We start from the raw sequence: 17,297 nt of genomic DNA on the forward strand, positions 1-17,297 counted from the left end.
CGCGCAGACACAGCTTCGCATCCTCGCGGCAATTCCTGCCCGAGCTTTGCGTCCGTCTTGCCTCCCTCAGGAACAGAGGGCGCAGGGAAGACCGGGTGCCGGCTGGGCACCCACGGTCCGCTGTGCGCGAATTGCGCGAAGAACAGTTGCACAGCGGCATACAGGTGCGGCCAAACATCCGGCCTTCCCTGCGCAGTGGCTTTACGGCTTATGTCGCGCTCTCCCCGGGGAGCGATGCACTATTGCCCCCGTCGCCTTGCGAGTGACCGCAAGACTTGACGCACAGACCCCGGGCGTCAGGACCACACGATTTTGCCGTACGCGAGACCGCGCCCGTCGTGCACGAGACAATCGCCCGCGCGACGCAGCCCGCGTCCACCGCCGCTCACCCCGCGTTCGTGACGATCGCGATACGCCCCTCCGACTGGGATGAGGTGGCGGACGAATACGACGATTCCGAATTTCGGTAAAGTGGAATATTTTCGCGAGCCCGGATTGACCCACGGCGTGGGTGTTTTGCCGGGCGGGCAACGCAAGGGATGGTGTCGTAGGGCGGATTAGCCGAAGGCGTAATCCGCCGCATTTGATCTCGCGGCAATAGACGTGGCGGATTACGCTTCGCTAATCCGCCCTACGAGTCCCCCTACTCCGCTGCGATCTGCCGCGGCGCGGGCGGCGGGTTGGCGAGGTCGGCGGCGAGTTGGGCGTAGCGGGCCTTGGCGTCGTGCACCGCCTTCTCCTTCACCGGGCCGTAGCCGCGGATGCGGTCGGGGAGCGACAGCAATTCCACTGCGGTGTCGAGCGTGACCGGCGACAGCAGGCCGAGCACGGTGGCGACGTCCTTCTCGTAGCCGGCGATCAGGTCGCGCTCGAGCTTGCGGTCGGCGCTGCGGCCGAAGATGTCGAACGGGGTGCCGCGCAGGAATTTGAACTTCGCCAGCACGCGGAAGACGCTCAGCATCCACGGGCCGAAGGCGCGCTTCTTCGGTCGGCCCAAGGCATCAACGCCGCGTGCCAAAATCGGCGGGGCCAGGTTGAAGTTGAACTTGAAGTCGCCCTCGAACTGATCGCGCAGCTGCTGTTCGAAGGCGCCGTCGCTGTAGAGGCGCGCGACTTCGTACTCGTCCTTATAGGCCAGCAGCTTGGCATAGTTCACCGCGACAGCGCGCGGCAGCGCCTCGCCATAGCCGCCCTTCGCTGCGGCATCGCGGACCTGGTCGACCAGCTTGCGATAACGCTTGGCGAGGCGGTTGTTCTGGTAGGCTGTCAGGTGCTTGGCGCGGTGCTCGATAACCTCGTCGAGCGTCATGGCGTCGAGCGTCTTCGGCGCAACCACCTCATCCGTTCCCTTCAGCATGTCCGCGAGACGCTTGGGATCGGCGACGGCAAGGCGGCCGAGGCGGAAGGCTTCCTTGTTCATCTTGATCGAGACGCCGTTGACCTCGATCGCCTGCTCGATTGCTTCCGCCGACAGCGGGAACAAGCCCTTCTGATAGGCATAGCCCATCATCATCATGTTGGTGGCGATGGAGTCGCCCAGCAGTTGCTCGGCCGGCTTGGTGAAGTCGAAGAACACGGAGTCCTTGTGCAGCGCCGTTTCCAGGAGCCCGTTCAGCTTGCGGGTCTGGAAGTTGAAGTCCCGGTTGAGCACGAAGTCGGCGGTCGGAATGACGTGGCTGTTGATGATGCCGCGGGTGCGGCTGCTATCGCAAAGCGTGATCGTATCCTTGGCGACTGCGACGACCTCATCGGCGGCGAGCACGAGATCGGCCGTGCCGGTGACGATGCGCGAGCAGGTCACTTCCGCCGGATGATCGGACAGGCGGACATGGCTGAGCACCGCCCCGCCCTTTTGCGCCAGGCCCGACATGTCTAGGATCATCGAGGCCTTGCCCTCGATGTGTGCGGCCATGCCGAGCAGCGCGCCGATGGTGAGAACGCCGGTACCGCCGACGCCGCCGACGGCGATGTTGTAGGGCTTGTCGAGCGTCGGACGTGTCGCCGGCTCCGGCAGCGTGCCAATGTCTGCGAGTTCTGCCGGCGCGCGGTGGCGCGGCTTGCCGCCGTCCACGGTGACGAAGGACGGGCAGAAGCCCTTGAGGCACGAATAGTCCTTGTTGCAGGAGGACTGGTTGATGGCGCGCTTGCGGCCGAACTCGGTCTCCAGCGGCTCGACCGAGATGCAGTTCGACTGCACCGAGCAGTCGCCGCAGCCTTCGCAGACCGCCGGGTTGATCATGACTCGGCGTGCCGGGTCCTCCATCAGGCCGCGCTTGCGGCGGCGGCGCTTCTCGGCCGCGCAGGTCTGCACGAACACGATCGCCGAGGTGCCCTTGAACTCGCGGCACATCTTCATGACGTTCTGCAACTCGTCGCGGTGATAGAGCTTCACGCCGGGCGCGATGGTCTCGGCCGGATAGGCGTCGGGCGCTTCGGAGACCAGATAGATCTCGCGGATGCCTTCGGCGTGGAGCTGATGGGTGATCTGCTGCGGCGAGAGATCGCCGTCATGACGCTGGCCGCCGGTCATGGCGACGGCGTCGTTGTAGAGGATCTTGTAGGTGATGTTGGCCTTGGAGGCCACCGCCTGACGGATGGCGAGAATGCCGGAGTGGAAATAGGTACCGTCGCCGAGATTGGCGAAGATGTGGTTCTCGTTGGTGAAGGGCGCGATACCGACCCAGGGCACACCCTCGCCGCCCATATGCGTGAACGTCTCGGTCGAGCGATCCATCCACAGCGCCATGAAGTGACAGCCGATGCCGGCGAGCGCGCGGCTGCCTTCGGGGACCTTCGTGGAGGTGTTGTGGGGGCAGCCGGAGCAGAAATAAGGGGTGCGGGAGACAGGCGCGACCGCCTGCATCTGGGTCGCCTGGCGGCCGTTGAACCAGTCGGCCTTGACGCGGAGCATCTCCGCAATTTCAGGGTTGAGATTAAGTCGAAGCAGGCGCTCGGTGAGCGAGGTCGCGAGCGAGGCGACGCTGAGCTCGGCGGCGAAGGTGAGGAAGCGCTTGTCGTGCTCGTCCATCTTGCCGACGATGCGCGGGCGGACGTCGTCGCGCCAGTTGAACAGCACCTGCTTGACCTGGTTCTCGACGATCTCGCGGCGCTCCTCGACGATGAAGATCTCCTCCAGGCCGACAGCGAATTCATGCACGCCTTCCGGCTCCAGCGGCCAGGGCATGCCGATCTTGTAGAGGCGAAGGCCGATCTTGGCGGCGACCTCCTCGGTGATGCCGAGTTCGCGCAGCGCCTGACGGACATCCTCATAGCTCTTGCCGGAGGCCATAATGCCGAAGCGGGCGTTCGGCGAATCCATGGTGACGCGATTGACCTTGTTGGCGCGCGCAAAGGCGATGGCGGCAAAGCCTTTGTAGTCCTGCAGGCGTCGGTCCTGCTCGAAGCGGTCGTCGGGCCAGCGCAGATTGAGGCCGCCGGGCGGCAGCTCGAAATCGGCGGGAATGATGAAGGGCTTCATCTCGTCGGTGAGATCGATCTCGGCGGTGGTCTCCACCGTCTCCGTGATCACCTTCATGCCGACCCAGCAGCCGGAATAGCGCGACATCGCGATGCCGAGCAGGCCCATCTCGATCATCTCGTGGATGCTGGACGGGTAGAGATAAGGCATCAGCGCCGACATGAAGGCGTGGTCGGACTGATGCGGCACCGTGGAGGATTTCGCGCCGTGATCGTCGCCGGCAAGGCAGAGCACGCCGCCGTTCTTGGCCGAGCCCGCGGCATTGCCGTGACGGAACACGTCGCCGCAGCGGTCGACGCCGGGGCCCTTGCCGTACCAGATGCCGACGACGCCATCATATTTGGCACCGGGCGAAAGGTTGAGCTGCTGCGAGCCCCAGACCGCGGTCGCGGCCAGATCCTCGTTCACGCCGGGCTGGAACTTGATGTTGTACTGTTCGAGGTGCTTGCGGGCGGCGAAGAGCTGCTGGTCGTAGCCGCCGAGCGGCGAGCCGCGATAGCCGGAGATGAAGCCCGCGGTGTTGAGGCCATTGGCGCGGTCACGCCGGATCTGGGCCATGGGCAGACGGACCAGAGCCTGGATGCCCGTGGTGAAGACGTGTCCGGTTTCCTGGGTGTATTTCTGATCGAGACTGATCGGACCCTGGTTGATGCCCATGCTGTCCTCTTTCCAACGCCCTGTTCAGGTCTTGCCTTAAGCCGTTGCCTGCCCGTTGTTTTTAGCTAGGGCGCGCCGACCGTCTTCGCCACTCTATGTCGGATATTTCGCGCTCCGCATCACAATTCTGGACCAAAGGGAGCGCCGGGTAAAAATCGCAATTTCGTGGCCAGAAACAGCCTACGCATTTTCAATTTGTGTCACGATACCCCGGCCGTCGCGAAATGAATCGACGCTCCGATCACGCGGGTCAGGTCGATTGGTCGCAGGAGAGGCTTTCGATGCGGACGATTCTGGCTGGGTTGGCTCTCGTGGGTTTGGCGTTGTGCAGTGCGGTCGGAAGCGCGGCCAGCGCCGCCGCGCCATCGCCGGAGCTGATCGCCTATGGCAAGGCGCTGGTCGAAGCGGGCGACTGCGCGGGCTGCCACACCGCCGATCCGGCAAAGCCGTTCGCGGGCGGCAAGCGCATCGACACGCCGTTCGGCGTGATCTATGCGCCGAACCTGACCCCGGACCGCGACACCGGGATCGGCGCCTGGGCGGATGCCGATTTCACGCGCGCCTTGCGCTATGGCCTCGCACCCGACGGCTCCAACTATTACCCGGCGTTTCCCTATCCATATTTCACGCGGATGACGAAGGACGACACGCTGGCGATCCGAGCCTATCTGGCGACGCTGGCGCCTGTCACCAGCCGCAACAAGCCGCCGGAACTGCGTTGGCCGTTCGGCTATCGCGGCCTGATGCGGATCTGGAACTATCTGTATTTCAAGCCCGGCCTGTTCGAGCCGGACCAGAGCCAGAGCGCCGCGTGGAACAGAGGCGGGTATCTCGTGACCGGGCTCGGTCATTGCGGCGCCTGCCATACGCCGAAGAACTACTTTGGCGCGGACAGGCTGGCGCAGGCGCTGTCGGGCAACGAGGTCGGCGGCTGGTACGCACCAAGGCTCGATGGTGCCGCCCGCACCGGGCTGAAATCGTGGAGCCCTGCAGACATCGTCGAATATCTGCAAAGCGGGCGCAACGCCAGGAGCCACGCCGGCGGGCCGATGGCGGAGGTGGTCGTCAACTCGACCTCGAAAATGAGCGATGCGGATGTGCGCGCGATCGCGGTCTACCTGAAGAGCCTGCCGCCGGCGCGGCGCGAGACGATCGTAACTCCACCCGATGATGCCGAGATGAAGGCGGGCCAGGCGGTCTACGCCAAGCTCTGCGTCGCCTGCCATGAAGCCGACGGCACGGGCGCACCCCGGATCTATCCGCCGCTGCCCGGCAACGCGCTGCTGCAATCGATCAATCCGTCCTCCACCTTGCGGATCATCCTCGACGGCGCCCACACGGTGACGACACCGCGCGCGCCCAACACCGGCGAGATGCCCGCCTATGCCAAGCAATTGTCCGACGACGAGATCGCGGCGGTGACGAACTACATCCGCAATTCCTGGGGCAATGCGAGCCCGTTGGTGACGCCGGCGCAGGTGGCAAAGGCGAGAAAGGAGGGATTGGGGAGTAGCGAGTAGCGAATGGTCCATTTGCTATTCGCTATTCGCAGTTCGCTATTCGCGCGCAACAGCGCTCACTTCGGCTCATCCCCCGTGAACACGAATTTCGGCATCTCCCATTTGTAGCGGACTGCGAGCAGGCGGAAGCTGAGGCCGAGCACGAAGGTCAGGGCCGTCCAGAGCTCGGCGTTAAGATTGAGGCCGAAGGCGGTCGCGTAGAACAGGCCCGTCACCACGGAGACGCTGGCATAGAGTTCGGAGCGAAACAGCAGCGGCACGTCGTTGCAGAGCACGTCGCGCAACACGCCACCGGCGCAGCCAGTCACCATGCCGGAGACGATCACGATCGGCAGCGAAGCATCCATCTGCCAGGCAACGTCACAGCCGATCATGGTGAAGACGACGAGGCCGATGGCATCGAGCACGATGAAGGCGAGGTGCAAGCGATGCACCAGCCGCGCGATCAGGATCGTCAGCAGCGCTGCCCCGCCCGGCAGCGCGAGATAGATCGGATTGGCCACCCACACCAGCGGATAATGACCGAGAAACAGGTCGCGCAGCGTGCCGCCGCCAAGCGACGTCACGCAAGCGAGCAGGCAGACGCCGACATAGTCCATACTGCGCCGGCCGGCGGCCAGCGCCGCGGTCATGCCTTCCGCCGTGATGGCGACGTACCCCAGAAGATGCAGCACGCTATCCGTCGGCGGCAGGCTCCACATCGGCTTGTTCCCTTCGTCGCTGCCATTGGAACTCACACTCGGTTCCCTCCTCCGACAGGTTCCCGATTCCCGGGGCGAGGGCAACATGAGACGAAAGCATAGGGGAGCCCGGAACAGAATCTCGCATCCACGGGTTGTCCCGACGTCATAACCCGAGGAGACCAATCGATGGCTGACGACCGTTTTCCCAACGATCCGTACCGCCCGAACCTCGCCGACGATGAGTATCTTCGCGCGGCGCGCCGGGACGATGCCAACCTTCAGGCTGATCCCGAGCTCGGCGAAGGCCCCGCCTCCAGCGGCAGAGTTGCGCTATTCGCCGTTGCGATCGCGCTGGTGCTGGGTGCCGTGTTCTATGGCCTGAACAATACCAGCACGACCAACCAGGCCAGCAACACGCCGGCCTCGCAGACCGCGCAGACGACCAATCCGGCGACACCTCCCGGCATGCGCGACGTGACGCCGCGCGGCAACACCGAGCCGGGCGTGACCACGGGTGCGGCGCCGAGCAGGCCGGCTGCGCCGGCTCCCGATACGCCTGCTGCAAAGCCGGCGCCGGATACGCCGACGCCGTCTGAGGGCGCGAAGTAATACAGTATGGAAAGCGAGAGAGCGGCGGGATGCAGATCCCGCCGCTTTTCGTTGGCTGGAGCAATATCGGTTCTCATTGAATCAGAACCGAAGCTCTAGATTCTCATTTGACGCGTTCTCTTCACGCGAACCGGTATCCACTTCGCTCGAAAACGCTCTAGCTGAACATCTTGTTGAGCTCGCCACCGGAATAGCCGTTGCCGAGTTCGGTGAAGGTCCCCTGCTCCGCCATCTCCTTTGCTGCGCGCATGAAGCCGCCCCAGGCTGCGCGGGCGAGCGAGCCGCCGACGCTGATCCGGCGCACGCCGAGATCTTCGGCTTCCTGCAGCGACAGGCCGGAGCCGCCGATCAGGAGATTGAATGGCTTCGGATGCACCGCCTTCACCACCGCCGCGATGTCCTCGCGACTCTTCAGACCCGGCGCATAGAGGCAGTCGGCGCCGGCGTCCGCGTAGGCGCTGAGCCGGTCAATGACAAGCTTGAGATCGGTGACGCCCCACAGATAAGCCTCGCAGCGCCCGACCAGCAGCGTACCGCTGTCGCCGATCGCCTTGCGCGAGGCCTTGATCCGCTCGACCGCGAGCGCGTGATCGTAGAGCGGATTGACCTTGTCGCCGGTGGAGTCCTCGATCGACAGGCCGGCAACACCGGTGCGCACGCAGCGCTCAACATTGTCGGCGACCTTGTCCGGCTCCACGGCAAAGCCGCCCTCGAAATCCGCGTTCACGGGGATGTCGACCGCCGAGCTCAATGCTGCCAGATGCTGACAGACTTCTTCCACCCCGACGCGGTTGTCGGCCTTGCCGATGGTCCAGGCAAAGCCCGCGCTCGATGACGCAATGGCCTTGAAGCCGAGATGCTGCAACGCCTTCGCGCTGCCGACATCGACAGGATTGGGCAGGATGAAGCAGCCGCTCTCATGCAGCTTCCTGAATGTCGCGCGCTTGTCCGCGGTCGTGACGTGCATGTTTCTCTCCCCTTATTGGTCGCGAAGACATAGGCGTGCCGGGCCGGCAGCGCCAGAGCGCGCCAGCACATGACGGCGCTAGCCGGCGTCGTGCACCGCTCGGCTGTCCCGCGGCGCCTGCTCGCGATCAGTCATGCCGTAGTCGCGGATGACGCTGGCAATCCGCAGATGATAATCGGCAAAGATCTTCGCCCTGCCCTTGGCCTGGGTTCGTCGATGTTCCATCGTGTTGCGCCAGGCCTCGACCGCCGCCTCGTCCCGCCAGAACGACACCGACAGGATCTTGCCCTTCTCCGTCAGGCTCTCGAAGCGCTCGACCGAGATGAAGCCGTCGATGGTCTGCAGGAGCGGTTTCAGGTCGGCCGCGAGGTCAAAATAGTCCTGGCGGTGCTCCGGCTTCGGCCAGACTTCGAAGATCACGGCGATCATGGGGGCGGCTCCTGCTAATGATGTCGTGGCCTACAATACCACCTTGCGCAGGAAGGTGCGCTCTTCCGCGAGGATGAATTTCTCGGCCTCCGCGAAGTTGAAGTTCGCCGTGCCGTCGAGATCAGCGCGCAGCCGCTTGCGATAGGACTCGTACGCCGCCAGGCTCTCGAACGAAATCAAGCCGAAGGCGATGTTGTTGGTGCCCTCATGCGGCATGAAGTAGCCGATCAATTCGCCGCCACATCTCGGGATGATGGTGAGCCAGCGCTTCGAATATTCCTCGAACTGCGCGCGCTTGAACGGATCGAGCTGATAGCGGATGAAGACGGTGACAGACAAGTTGGGCTCCTGATTTTGGCCGTTGCCGCGAGCAAAGCGACGCCGTCGCCGCGGAAGCACCGGCTTGCTTCGCTGCGCTCGCAATGACGTGTTTGCAGAGACACGTTACGCGCTTGCCCGACCACGATGCTTCGGCTACGATCGAAGCATGAAATCAGGTCCTGATATCGCCATGGTCGCTTCGCTGGTCGGCGATCCCGCCCGCGCCAACATGCTCACCGCGCTGATGAACGGTCGCGCGCTGACTGCGAGCGAACTTGCGCAGGAGGCCGGCATTACGCCGCAGACCGCGAGCTCGCATCTGTCGAAGCTCGAAGCCGGCGGCCTCGTCGAGCCGGAGAAGCAGGGCCGCCATCGCTATTACCGCCTCACAGACGACGACGTCGCCGGCGTGCTCGAGGGCTTGGCGGGGCTTGCCGCGCGGACCGGGCACATGCGCGTGCGCACGGGGCCGAAGGATCCGGCGCTGCGGCGCGCGCGGATCTGCTACGACCATCTCGCCGGCGATCTCGGCGTGCAGATGCTCGACACCATGCGCGCACGGCAACTGATCAGGCAGAAGAAGCAGGAGATCGAGCTCACGGCCGAGGGCGAGCGCTTCCTCGCCAAACATTTGCAGATCTCGCCCGGCATGCTCGCCCATCCGCGCCGGCCGGTGTGCAAGGCCTGTCTCGACTGGAGCGAGCGGCGCCATCATCTCGCCGGCACGCTGGGCGCTGCCATGATGCAGCGCTTTGCCGAGCTCAAATGGGCTGCGCGCGACGCCACGCCCGGCAGCCGCGTGGTGAATTTCACCCGCACCGGCGAGAAGCAGTTCGCCGCGCTGTTTGGCGAGGGCAAGGATTGATCACGCAAGCCGCATGAGATCACACAATCGCGTGTGAACTCTCGCTGCCGTCATGGCCGGGCTTGACCCGGCCATCCACGTCTTTATTGCGGCTGGCACGTGGATGCCCGGGACAAGCCCGGGCATGACGGAGACCTGCATGATCCGCATTCTTCCGGCCGCACTCGCTGCGGCCCTCCTGAGCATCCCCCTCGCATCCCACGCGACCGACGCTGCGCCGCGCGAACCCTACGGCATCGCGCTCGAAGGTTTTGCCTATCCCTATCCCGTGCACCTGATGCCGCTCGTCAACGACGGCGAGCAGCTCAGCATGGCCTATATGGACGTGGCGCCCGCGCAGCCGAACGGCCGCACCGTCGTGCTGCTGCACGGGCGTAATTTCCCATCGAGCTATTGGGCACCCGTGATCAGGATGCTGAGCGATGCGGGTTATCGCGTCGTGGTGCCGGACCAGATCGGGTTCGGCAAATCGTCCAAGCCGGCCGGCGACCTCCATTTCGACAATCTGTCGCGCAACACCATGGCGCTGCTCGATCACCTCAAGATCGAGAAGGCCGAGATCGTCGCCCATTCGCTCGGCGGCATGCTCGGCGTGCGCATCGCCCGCGCCTATCCCGACCGCGTCGCCCATCTGGTGCTGACCGCCCCGATCGGGCTGGAGGACTACCGTCTCTATGTGCCGCCGACGCCGACGGACAAGATGATCGAGACCGAGGACAAGCTCACGGCCGAGGGCTATCGCAAGCAGCTCCAGACCAATTATGCGATCAAGCTGCCGGCCGAGGCGATCACGCCGTTCATCGATGCCCGTTTCAACATCAAGGGCAGTCCCGATTATCCGCGCTGGCTGCGCGCCTTCGTCAGCTCCGGCCAGATGATCTATCGCGAGCCGGTGGCGCACGAAATCCCGCTCATCACGGTACCAACCCTGTTCGTGATGGGCGCCGACGACCACAACGCGCCGGGCCGGCCCCTCGCGCCGGAGGCTCTGCGCGCCAAAATGGGGCAGAACGCAGAGCTCGCGAAGACGCTCGCTGCCAGGATGCCCAATGCGAAGGCTGAGGTGATTCCGGACACTGGGCACCTCGTCTTCCTCGAGGCGCCCGCGAAGTACAGGGAGCTGGTGCTGAACTTTCTCGGCCGCTAGAGACACTTGCGTGTCGTCGGAGGCAGGATGCGGGGACCATTCATGCCGCATTCAGGTCATGATTGGCAGGTTTGGATCGCGACGTGTCGGCGCGTTTCTCCAATTTTAACGTGTCGAATCGTATCTCTCGATTCATTGTGCGCCCCAAGCGCCATCCCCCAAGCCTGCTCCCAAGGACGAGAAGGAAAGATCAAATGAAATATCTGTTCGCAGCCGTCGTGCTCGCCAGCACAGTCGTCGGGTTCAGCGAGATGGCCAGCGCCGCCGGCGGTTGTGGTCCCGGCTGGTATCGCGGCGCCTATGGCGGCTGCCGTCCGATGCGCGGCGCGGTCGTCGTGCGCCCGGCCCCCGTGGTGGTCGCCCCGCCGGTCGTCGTGGTGCCCCGCGCGAAAGTGTGCCCCTACGGCTTCCGCTGGTACGCTGGCCGCTGCCGTCCGTACTGATCTTTGTTACATTGCAAATGGCCGCGCAGGATTACCCTGCGCGGCCATTTCCTTTGGGACTTACGTCTTCGAAAAAAAACGGGGACCGCCAGCGGCGATCCCCATCCAATCCGCGGACTTCGCGAGCTTACCAGTGATGGCGGCGGTGCCAACGCCGGCGGTGCCGGCGCCAATGGCGACGGTGCCAGCCCCAGTGACGGTGACGGTGATGGCCATGCCAGTGAACCTGTTCGGGCGACAGCTTCGCGGCTTCTTCACTGGTGCTGACTGCGGGCTGAGCGTCGGTATTGCCTTGCGGCACGCGAGTGGGATCACCGACGGGCTGCGGGGAGAGCGGCGCCGCCTGCGCAGTCGCGGCAAAGGCAGCGGCTCCCGCCGTGATGCCCAATGCAAGTTTCAAAAAGTTCCGGCGCTCCATCATTTCTTCCTTCTTAGATCATCGTGCTTGTGATGCAGAGGAAGTGTCGCGGTCACGACATGAACCGAAGCTGAATCGTGCGTTCAGACTCGCGCCGAGCTAGATGAAGAATTCGTAGCCCGGATGGAGCGTAGCGCAATCCGGGGTCCATAGTGCGTCACGCGCGATCCCGGATTACGCTTGCGCTCCATCCGGGCTACAAGATTGCGCTACGCTCCGAACTCCTGCGCCAGCACCAGCGTCTCGCGCGTGCGCGTCACGTCGGGCCAGTCGCGGTTGAAATCAGCGACGAGCTGCTTGAGCGCATCGCCCTTCAGCATCGCCGCGAGCTTGGCCTCGTCATCGAACTGATACATGGCCTGGTGCAGCGAGGGATCGTCCAGACTCCAGAACCGCAGGGCCTTGCTGACGCCGAACGCCTTCACCGCGTCGGGCAGATGTTCCCTCTCGTACCATCGGTCGAAAGCGGCGCGCTTGCCGGGATCGGTGACGATGGCGCGAACGACGAAGAAGGCAGCGGGCATCGGATTTCCTCCTGTTGTTTGACCCGACACTAACCGCTTCGGCCGCCGACGACAAAATAGTTCGCGCCGGTGTCGGCACGTGCGTCACTCATTCGTCCTCTGCTCGAACCAGGACACGGAGACAGCAAATGGCCGACCTCACCCTGACCACCTTCGATTGGGTTCCCGAGGCTCCCAGGGGCTTCGTGCGCGACTTTCGCGTCCGCTGGGCGCTCGAAGAGGCCGCCCTGCCCTATCGCGTCGCGGGAGTGGCGTTCGAAGAGCGCGGGCCTGCGCACCTCGCGCACCAGCCGTTCGGCCAGGTTCCGTGGCTGACCGACGGCGACATCTCGATCTTCGAGACCGGCGCGATCCTGCTGCATCTCGGCGAACGCAGCGACAAGCTGATGCCCACAGATGCGCGCGGTCGCACTGAAGCGACGAAATGGGTGTTCGCGGCGCTCAATTCAGTGGAGATGGCCAGCCTGCCCTGGGCCATGTCGAAGTTCATGGGACATCCAACCGACACGGCAGCGTGGAAATTCGTGGACGACTTCTTCAAGCTTCGGCTCAAGCATCTCGAGCCGGTGTTGGCCAGCCGCGAATGGCTGGCGGGCTCGTTCTCCGTGGCCGATATCCTGATGGCCGACGTGCTGCGCCCCGCCGATGGCTTCGATGGGCTCGCGGACCGTCCGGCCTGCCGCGCCTACCTGGCGCGCGCCATCGCCCGCCCGGCCTTCGCCAAGGCCCACGCCGACCAGATGGCGCATTTCGCGGCGGCGGATAAGGCGCGTGGGGTGTGATGTACCTCACGCAATCAGTCCAGCCTTCGGCGTAAGACTCGTCGCCGCCGGAATGAAGCAATTCGCCGGGACTATTCCGCTAGAGGTGACACATGTCGCGCATCGCGTAGGCGATCCTCGACCAGCAGACAGCCGAGCGGCTCCAAGCCTTCGCCGCTGAATGCCGCACGGAGTTACAGGGCTGACGCGCAAAGCCGCGTGAGGCGAGCGTCACACCAGCTTCAGCGGCGCATCGGCGACGACGCGAAGGTCGATGCTCCCGATCAACGCCGAGCGCCGCGCCTCCGCGGCACCGATCGCCTCCTCCGTCTGCCGCAGCGTGCTGACGTTCGAGCCAAGCGAGACGATCCCGCCCAGCACCAAGGCGATTGATCCGAGTGCGGCGGTCTGACCTGTCCCGAGCAGGCCAAGGATCGTGACCACCAGCAGAGCAGCACCGCCACCGATCGCGATCTTGGACGCGAGGATGTACTTCCGGCAGCGCTCGGCGATCTCGGCGAGCGCCTCGATCCGATCTTCGATGTCGGAGATTTCGTCAGTCGGATCGTCTTCGGTCATGCGAATTCGGAGAAATTGGTAGCCCGCATGAGAGAAGCGACATGCGGGACTTAGGCAAAGACCCGGATGTCGCTTCGCTCATCCGAGCTACTCCCTCTCACAACGGCAAATTGTCGTGCTTCTTCGCCGGCATTTCCGTCTTCTTGTCCTTCAGCATCGCCAGCGCCCGCGCGATACGCTTCCGCGTCGAATGCGGCATGATGACATCGTCGATATAGCCGCGCTCGGCTGCGATGAACGGCGACAGGAAGCGGTCTTCGTATTCCTTTGTGCGCGCGGCGATCTTGTCGGGGTCGCCGATGTCGGAGCGGAAGATGATCTCGACCGCGCCCTTGGCGCCCATCACCGCGATCTGCGCGGTCGGCCAGGCGTAGTTCATGTCGGCGCCGATCTCCTTGGAGGCCATGACGTCGAAGGCGCCGCCATAGGCCTTGCGGGTGATGATGGTGACCAGCGGCACGGTGCACTGCGAATAGGCGAACAGCAGCTTGGCGCCGTGCTTGATCAGGCCGCCATACTCCTGCGCGGTGCCCGGCAGGAAGCCCGGTACGTCGACGAAGGTGACGATCGGGATGTTGAAGGCGTCGCAGAAACGGACGAAGCGCGCGGCTTTCCGTGAAGCGTCGCTGTCGAGCACGCCGGCCAGCACCATGGGCTGGTTGGCGACGAAGCCCACCGTGCGGCCCGCGATGCGGCCGAAGCCGGTGACGATGTTCTTGGCAAAGCTCTCCGCGATCTCGAAGAAGTCGCCCTCGTCCACGACCTTCAGGATCAGCTCCTTCATGTCGTAGGGCTTGTTCGGATTGTCCGGGATCAGCGTGTCCAAGGACATGTCGACCCGGCCGATGTCGTCGAAGCTCGGCCATTCCGGCACGCCGTCGGTGTTGTTGGACGGCAGGAAGTCGATCAGGCGCCGCATCTGCAAGAGTGTCTCGACGTCGTTCTCGAACGCGCCGTCCGCAATCGAGGAGCGCGTCGCGTGCACCGAGGCACCGCCGAGCTCCTCGGCGGTGACAACCTCGTTGGTGACGGTCTTCACCACATCAGGACCGGTGACGAACATGTAGCTGGTGTTCTTCACCATGAAGATGAAGTCGGTCATGGCAGGCGAATAGACGTCGCCACCCGCGCAGGGGCCCATGATGACGGAGATCTGCGGGATCACGCCGGAGGCGAGCACGTTACGGCGGAACACGTAGGAATAGCCGGCGAGCGCGGCGACGCCTTCCTGGATGCGGGCGCCGCCGGCATCATAGAGGCCGATGATGGGCGCCCGCGCCTTCATCGCCATGTCCTGAAGCTTGGTGATCTTCAGCGCGTGCGTCTCGGAGAGCGAACCGCCGAACACCGTAAAGTCCTTGGCGAAGACAAAGGTCTTGCGGCCGTTGACGGTGCCCCAGCCGGTGACGACGCCGTCACCGGGGATCTTGTTCTTCTCCATGCCGAACTCGGTGGAGCGGTGCTCGACGAACATGTCGAATTCCTCGAACGATCCCTTGTCGAGCAACAGCTCGATGCGCTCGCGTGCGGTCAGCTTGCCGCGGGCGTGCTGCGCCTCGATGCGCTTCTCCCCGCCGCCGAGCTTTGCGCCGGCACGACGATCTTCAAGGGCGTCCAAGATGTGTTTCATTTGCTCCCGCCAGTTCTTACCTAAGCCACGTTTGCCGGGGGTTCTAACACGGCATTTTGCGGCCCGGGAAGCGGCTTTCGGCGCCGCAGGGCTGCCCTGCCGCAGCGTGAAAGCGCAAGGAATTACAAAGTTTTGCCTGGGAGGCGAAGATGGACGACCGAGTGACCGAAACAGGAGCTGCGACAGGCGGCGTCAATATCCTGCTTCGGCTGGAAGGCCTGACCCTGTTCGCAGGCATGGTGATGCTCTACGCTGCATGGGACGGCTCCTGGCTGGTGTTCGCCCTGCTCTTCTTCGTCCCGGATTTGAGCTTCCTGGCATACCTGTCCGACGCCCGCTTCGGCGCGATGGTCTACAACGCCGCCCACAGCTACATGGCCCCGGTGACGCTGCTGACCCTGGGCTTCGGCCTCGCCTCACCGCTGATCCTGTCCATCGCCTTGATCTGGCTCGCCCATATCGGCATCGACCGGGCGCTGGGCTATGGGCTGAAATATTCGGCCGGGTTCGGCTTCACCCATTTGGGACGGATCGGCCGGAAGGACGTCTGACCTCGGATTTAACGGCGTGGCCGGTTGACCGGGCCAGGCGATTCAGGCTTGCTTCAGGCTCGCGATCAGGCGCCGAATGTTGCGTGAGCCAAGTCGGTACGGCGGCGGTCCATCACGTCTGGCTGCAAGCATCCCTCATGTCCGCGACGGTCGTTCCCCTGCCGCCGAACTCATCGTCCGAGACCGTCGACTTCCTGCGGCGCATGGCCAGCATGGTGTCGGGGCGGAACGGCGAGATGTTGCTGCGCGCGGCGAGCCTGATCGAGTCCCTGGCGCAGCGAGCGATGTCCGCCGAGCGGCTCTATCACGAGCAGCAGATCGAGAGCACGCACAACACCGAGCTGCGCGAGGCCGCCGAGCTCGCCTCCGACGCCATGATCGGCCAGATCGCGGCGCTGCGGACACAACTCGCCGAAGTCACCGCGGCGGCCGCGGCCGAGCGCGCCGCCTTCGACGCCGAGCGCGGCAAGCTGCTCAGCCTGATGCAGCATGCGGAGAGCCATATCGGCAAGCTCACGAGCGAGCTCGACAGCCTGCGCGCCTCGGTCGACCGCTTCAACGAGACATCGGTCGCCGTGCCGATCGAGGTGCTGAGGCTGGCGCGAACGCAATTCGATTATCTGTCCAATGGCTTTGCCCGGAAAGGCGACGTGATCTCGCAGGCGATGAGCGAGATCGGCGGCTTTGCGATCGACCAGGCACTGATGGCGAAGAAGACTGATAGCGCGTAAGGCCGACACGCTCCGTCATTGCGAGCGCAGCGACTTGTCCGCCGAAGCCTTAGCGAAGGCGGAAGCAATCCAGAATCCTACGGCTGAGACGCTCTGGATTGCTTCGTCGCAAGAGCTCCTCGCAATGACGTGAGAGAGCCGCACCAACGCTAGATCGCGCCGATCTCGGTCAGGCAAGCCTGCGTGAGCGGCATGCGCTCGCTGATGAGGCGCGGCTCCTTGCAATCCATGTTGAGCGCGAACACGGTGTGCGCCTCGCCCTTCTCGGCCCAGCCGACCATCCAGCCGAGCGACGGCTCGCCGCGCTCGGCGCCCAGCAGCCCGGACTTGGCGCGAATGATGCTCTCGCCGACCTTGGTCACTGGCAGGATGTCGCAGACGAGGTCCTGGCTGCGCTTGCTGATCGGCAGCGCGCGACGGCGCAGCCGGTCGACGAAGTCGATCTGTTCGACCGGATCGATGCGCAAATTTCCGGTGAGCCAGAACTGGTCGATGCCGCCGCCGATGTCGTGATTGCCATAGTCGAACTCGTCGACATATTTCTGCATGCGCTCCTGGCCGATGCGGCGCGCGATCTCCTGATAGACTGGCACCGCGCTGACCGCGATCGCACTGCGTAGCGTGTGATCCTTGTTCCAGGCTTCGATCGGCCGCTTCACGCCATCCCAGGCAAACACGTCCTTGTCGGGATCGGTGACCACGCCGGTCTCGAGCGCGATCAGCGAGTTCGGAATCTTGAAGGTCGAGGCCGGCAGCTTGCCCTCGCCCGAGCGCTCCTTGTCGGAGGCGACGATCAGATAATCCTCGACCTTGTAGCCGACGAAGGTGCCCGACGTGCCGAGGTCGGTGAAGCGCTTGGCGAGGCTGTCGCGGATCTCATTGCGCGGAGGCGCAACGTGGGCGAACGCACGTGACGGCAGGATGGTGGCTGCGGCGAGCAGGCCGAGAGTGGAACGACGGGTGAGCAAGCGTGATGTCCGTTGA

General features: G+C 64.4%; 18 protein-coding genes. 8 read left to right on the forward strand and 10 right to left on the reverse strand.

Going from position 1 to position 17,297, the window contains the following annotated elements:
• Positions 1 to 643: 643 nt before the first annotated feature.
• Complete coding sequence (locus tag BCCGELA001_RS22455; protein WP_060736352.1) at positions 644 to 4,135, reverse strand: indolepyruvate ferredoxin oxidoreductase family protein; 3,492 nt, start codon at positions 4,133 to 4,135, stop codon at positions 644 to 646.
• A gap of 281 nt (positions 4,136 to 4,416) precedes the next feature.
• Between BCCGELA001_RS22455 and BCCGELA001_RS22460 the strand changes: the two genes are divergently transcribed.
• Positions 4,417 to 5,655: a c-type cytochrome gene (locus BCCGELA001_RS22460; RefSeq protein WP_060737779.1), complete on the forward strand. Its 1,239-nt coding sequence runs from the start codon at positions 4,417 to 4,419 to the stop codon at positions 5,653 to 5,655.
• Positions 5,656 to 5,711: 56 nt separating this feature from the next.
• On the opposite strand, the gene BCCGELA001_RS22465 is transcribed toward BCCGELA001_RS22460, so the two are convergent.
• On the reverse strand, positions 5,712 to 6,356 hold the full coding sequence (locus BCCGELA001_RS22465; RefSeq protein ID WP_060737780.1) for a trimeric intracellular cation channel family protein: 645 nt from the start codon (positions 6,354 to 6,356) through the stop codon (positions 5,712 to 5,714).
• Positions 6,357 to 6,524: 168 nt separating this feature from the next.
• Between BCCGELA001_RS22465 and BCCGELA001_RS22470 the strand changes: the two genes are divergently transcribed.
• Entirely contained in the window at positions 6,525 to 6,947 is a 423-nt protein-coding gene (locus BCCGELA001_RS22470) for a hypothetical protein (protein ID WP_008549108.1), read from the forward strand.
• 157 nt (positions 6,948 to 7,104) lie between these two features.
• Here BCCGELA001_RS22470 and BCCGELA001_RS22475 read toward each other — a convergent pair whose 3' ends face one another.
• The 3 genes from BCCGELA001_RS22475 to BCCGELA001_RS22485 form a co-directional block, all read right to left on the reverse strand.
• Positions 7,105 to 7,914, reverse strand: a complete 810-nt coding sequence (locus tag BCCGELA001_RS22475) for an isocitrate lyase/PEP mutase family protein (protein WP_008549110.1) — start codon at positions 7,912 to 7,914, stop codon at positions 7,105 to 7,107.
• 78 nt (positions 7,915 to 7,992) lie between these two features.
• Positions 7,993 to 8,343, reverse strand: coding sequence for an antibiotic biosynthesis monooxygenase family protein (locus BCCGELA001_RS22480; protein WP_008549112.1), 351 nt, complete (start codon positions 8,341 to 8,343; stop codon positions 7,993 to 7,995).
• A 30-nt stretch (positions 8,344 to 8,373) separates the two neighbouring features.
• The gene (locus BCCGELA001_RS22485; RefSeq protein ID WP_060736353.1) at positions 8,374 to 8,682 is read right to left on the reverse strand and encodes an NIPSNAP family protein; all 309 of its coding nucleotides are present in this window, start codon (positions 8,680 to 8,682) and stop codon (positions 8,374 to 8,376) included.
• Positions 8,683 to 8,830: 148 nt separating this feature from the next.
• Here BCCGELA001_RS22485 and BCCGELA001_RS22490 point away from each other — a divergent pair, with 148 nt between their 5' ends.
• The 3 genes from BCCGELA001_RS22490 to BCCGELA001_RS22500 all read left to right on the forward strand — a co-directional run bounded on the left by BCCGELA001_RS22490 (position 8,831) and on the right by BCCGELA001_RS22500 (position 11,119).
• Positions 8,831 to 9,529 carry an ArsR family transcriptional regulator gene (locus BCCGELA001_RS22490; protein WP_060736354.1) on the forward strand — a complete coding sequence of 233 codons (699 nt, stop codon included), beginning with the start codon at positions 8,831 to 8,833 and terminating at the stop codon, positions 9,527 to 9,529.
• A gap of 139 nt (positions 9,530 to 9,668) precedes the next feature.
• The gene (locus BCCGELA001_RS22495) at positions 9,669 to 10,676 is read left to right on the forward strand and encodes an alpha/beta fold hydrolase (protein WP_060737781.1); all 1,008 of its coding nucleotides are present in this window, start codon (positions 9,669 to 9,671) and stop codon (positions 10,674 to 10,676) included.
• Positions 10,677 to 10,870: 194 nt separating this feature from the next.
• Positions 10,871 to 11,119, forward strand: coding sequence for a GCG_CRPN prefix-to-repeats domain-containing protein (locus BCCGELA001_RS22500; RefSeq protein WP_008549124.1), 249 nt, complete (start codon positions 10,871 to 10,873; stop codon positions 11,117 to 11,119).
• Positions 11,120 to 11,246: 127 nt separating this feature from the next.
• Here the strand turns inward: BCCGELA001_RS22500 and BCCGELA001_RS36105 are convergent, their stop codons facing one another.
• Together BCCGELA001_RS36105 and BCCGELA001_RS22505 are read right to left on the reverse strand one after the other, a co-directional pair.
• The gene (locus BCCGELA001_RS36105) at positions 11,247 to 11,537 is read right to left on the reverse strand and encodes a twin-arginine translocation signal domain-containing protein (protein WP_008549126.1); all 291 of its coding nucleotides are present in this window, start codon (positions 11,535 to 11,537) and stop codon (positions 11,247 to 11,249) included.
• 209 nt (positions 11,538 to 11,746) lie between these two features.
• Positions 11,747 to 12,061, reverse strand: coding sequence for a hypothetical protein (locus BCCGELA001_RS22505; protein ID WP_008549130.1), 315 nt, complete (start codon positions 12,059 to 12,061; stop codon positions 11,747 to 11,749).
• Positions 12,062 to 12,189: 128 nt separating this feature from the next.
• Between BCCGELA001_RS22505 and BCCGELA001_RS22510 the strand changes: the two genes are divergently transcribed.
• Positions 12,190 to 12,843 carry a glutathione S-transferase family protein gene (locus BCCGELA001_RS22510; RefSeq protein ID WP_060736355.1) on the forward strand — a complete coding sequence of 218 codons (654 nt, stop codon included), beginning with the start codon at positions 12,190 to 12,192 and terminating at the stop codon, positions 12,841 to 12,843.
• A 210-nt stretch (positions 12,844 to 13,053) separates the two neighbouring features.
• Here BCCGELA001_RS22510 and BCCGELA001_RS22515 read toward each other — a convergent pair whose 3' ends face one another.
• Both BCCGELA001_RS22515 and BCCGELA001_RS22520 read right to left on the reverse strand, forming a co-directional pair.
• A complete protein-coding gene (locus BCCGELA001_RS22515) occupies positions 13,054 to 13,401 on the reverse strand; it encodes a hypothetical protein (protein WP_008567010.1) in 348 nt (115 codons plus the stop codon).
• Between the two features lie 97 nt (positions 13,402 to 13,498).
• Positions 13,499 to 15,031 carry an acyl-CoA carboxylase subunit beta gene (locus BCCGELA001_RS22520; protein WP_060736356.1) on the reverse strand — a complete coding sequence of 511 codons (1,533 nt, stop codon included), beginning with the start codon at positions 15,029 to 15,031 and terminating at the stop codon, positions 13,499 to 13,501.
• Positions 15,032 to 15,180: 149 nt separating this feature from the next.
• Between BCCGELA001_RS22520 and BCCGELA001_RS22525 the strand changes: the two genes are divergently transcribed.
• Positions 15,181 to 15,582, forward strand: coding sequence for a DUF4260 domain-containing protein (locus BCCGELA001_RS22525; RefSeq protein ID WP_008549143.1), 402 nt, complete (start codon positions 15,181 to 15,183; stop codon positions 15,580 to 15,582).
• A gap of 137 nt (positions 15,583 to 15,719) precedes the next feature.
• Positions 15,720 to 16,313: a hypothetical protein gene (locus BCCGELA001_RS22530; protein ID WP_060736357.1), complete on the forward strand. Its 594-nt coding sequence runs from the start codon at positions 15,720 to 15,722 to the stop codon at positions 16,311 to 16,313.
• A gap of 149 nt (positions 16,314 to 16,462) precedes the next feature.
• Here the strand turns inward: BCCGELA001_RS22530 and blaOXA are convergent, their stop codons facing one another.
• On the reverse strand, positions 16,463 to 17,281 hold the full coding sequence (gene blaOXA / locus BCCGELA001_RS22535) for a class D beta-lactamase (protein WP_008549156.1): 819 nt from the start codon (positions 17,279 to 17,281) through the stop codon (positions 16,463 to 16,465).
• Positions 17,282 to 17,297 lie beyond the last annotated feature (16 nt).

The organism is Bradyrhizobium sp. CCGE-LA001 (genome assembly GCF_000296215.2).
GTDB lineage: Bacteria > Pseudomonadota > Alphaproteobacteria > Rhizobiales > Xanthobacteraceae > Bradyrhizobium.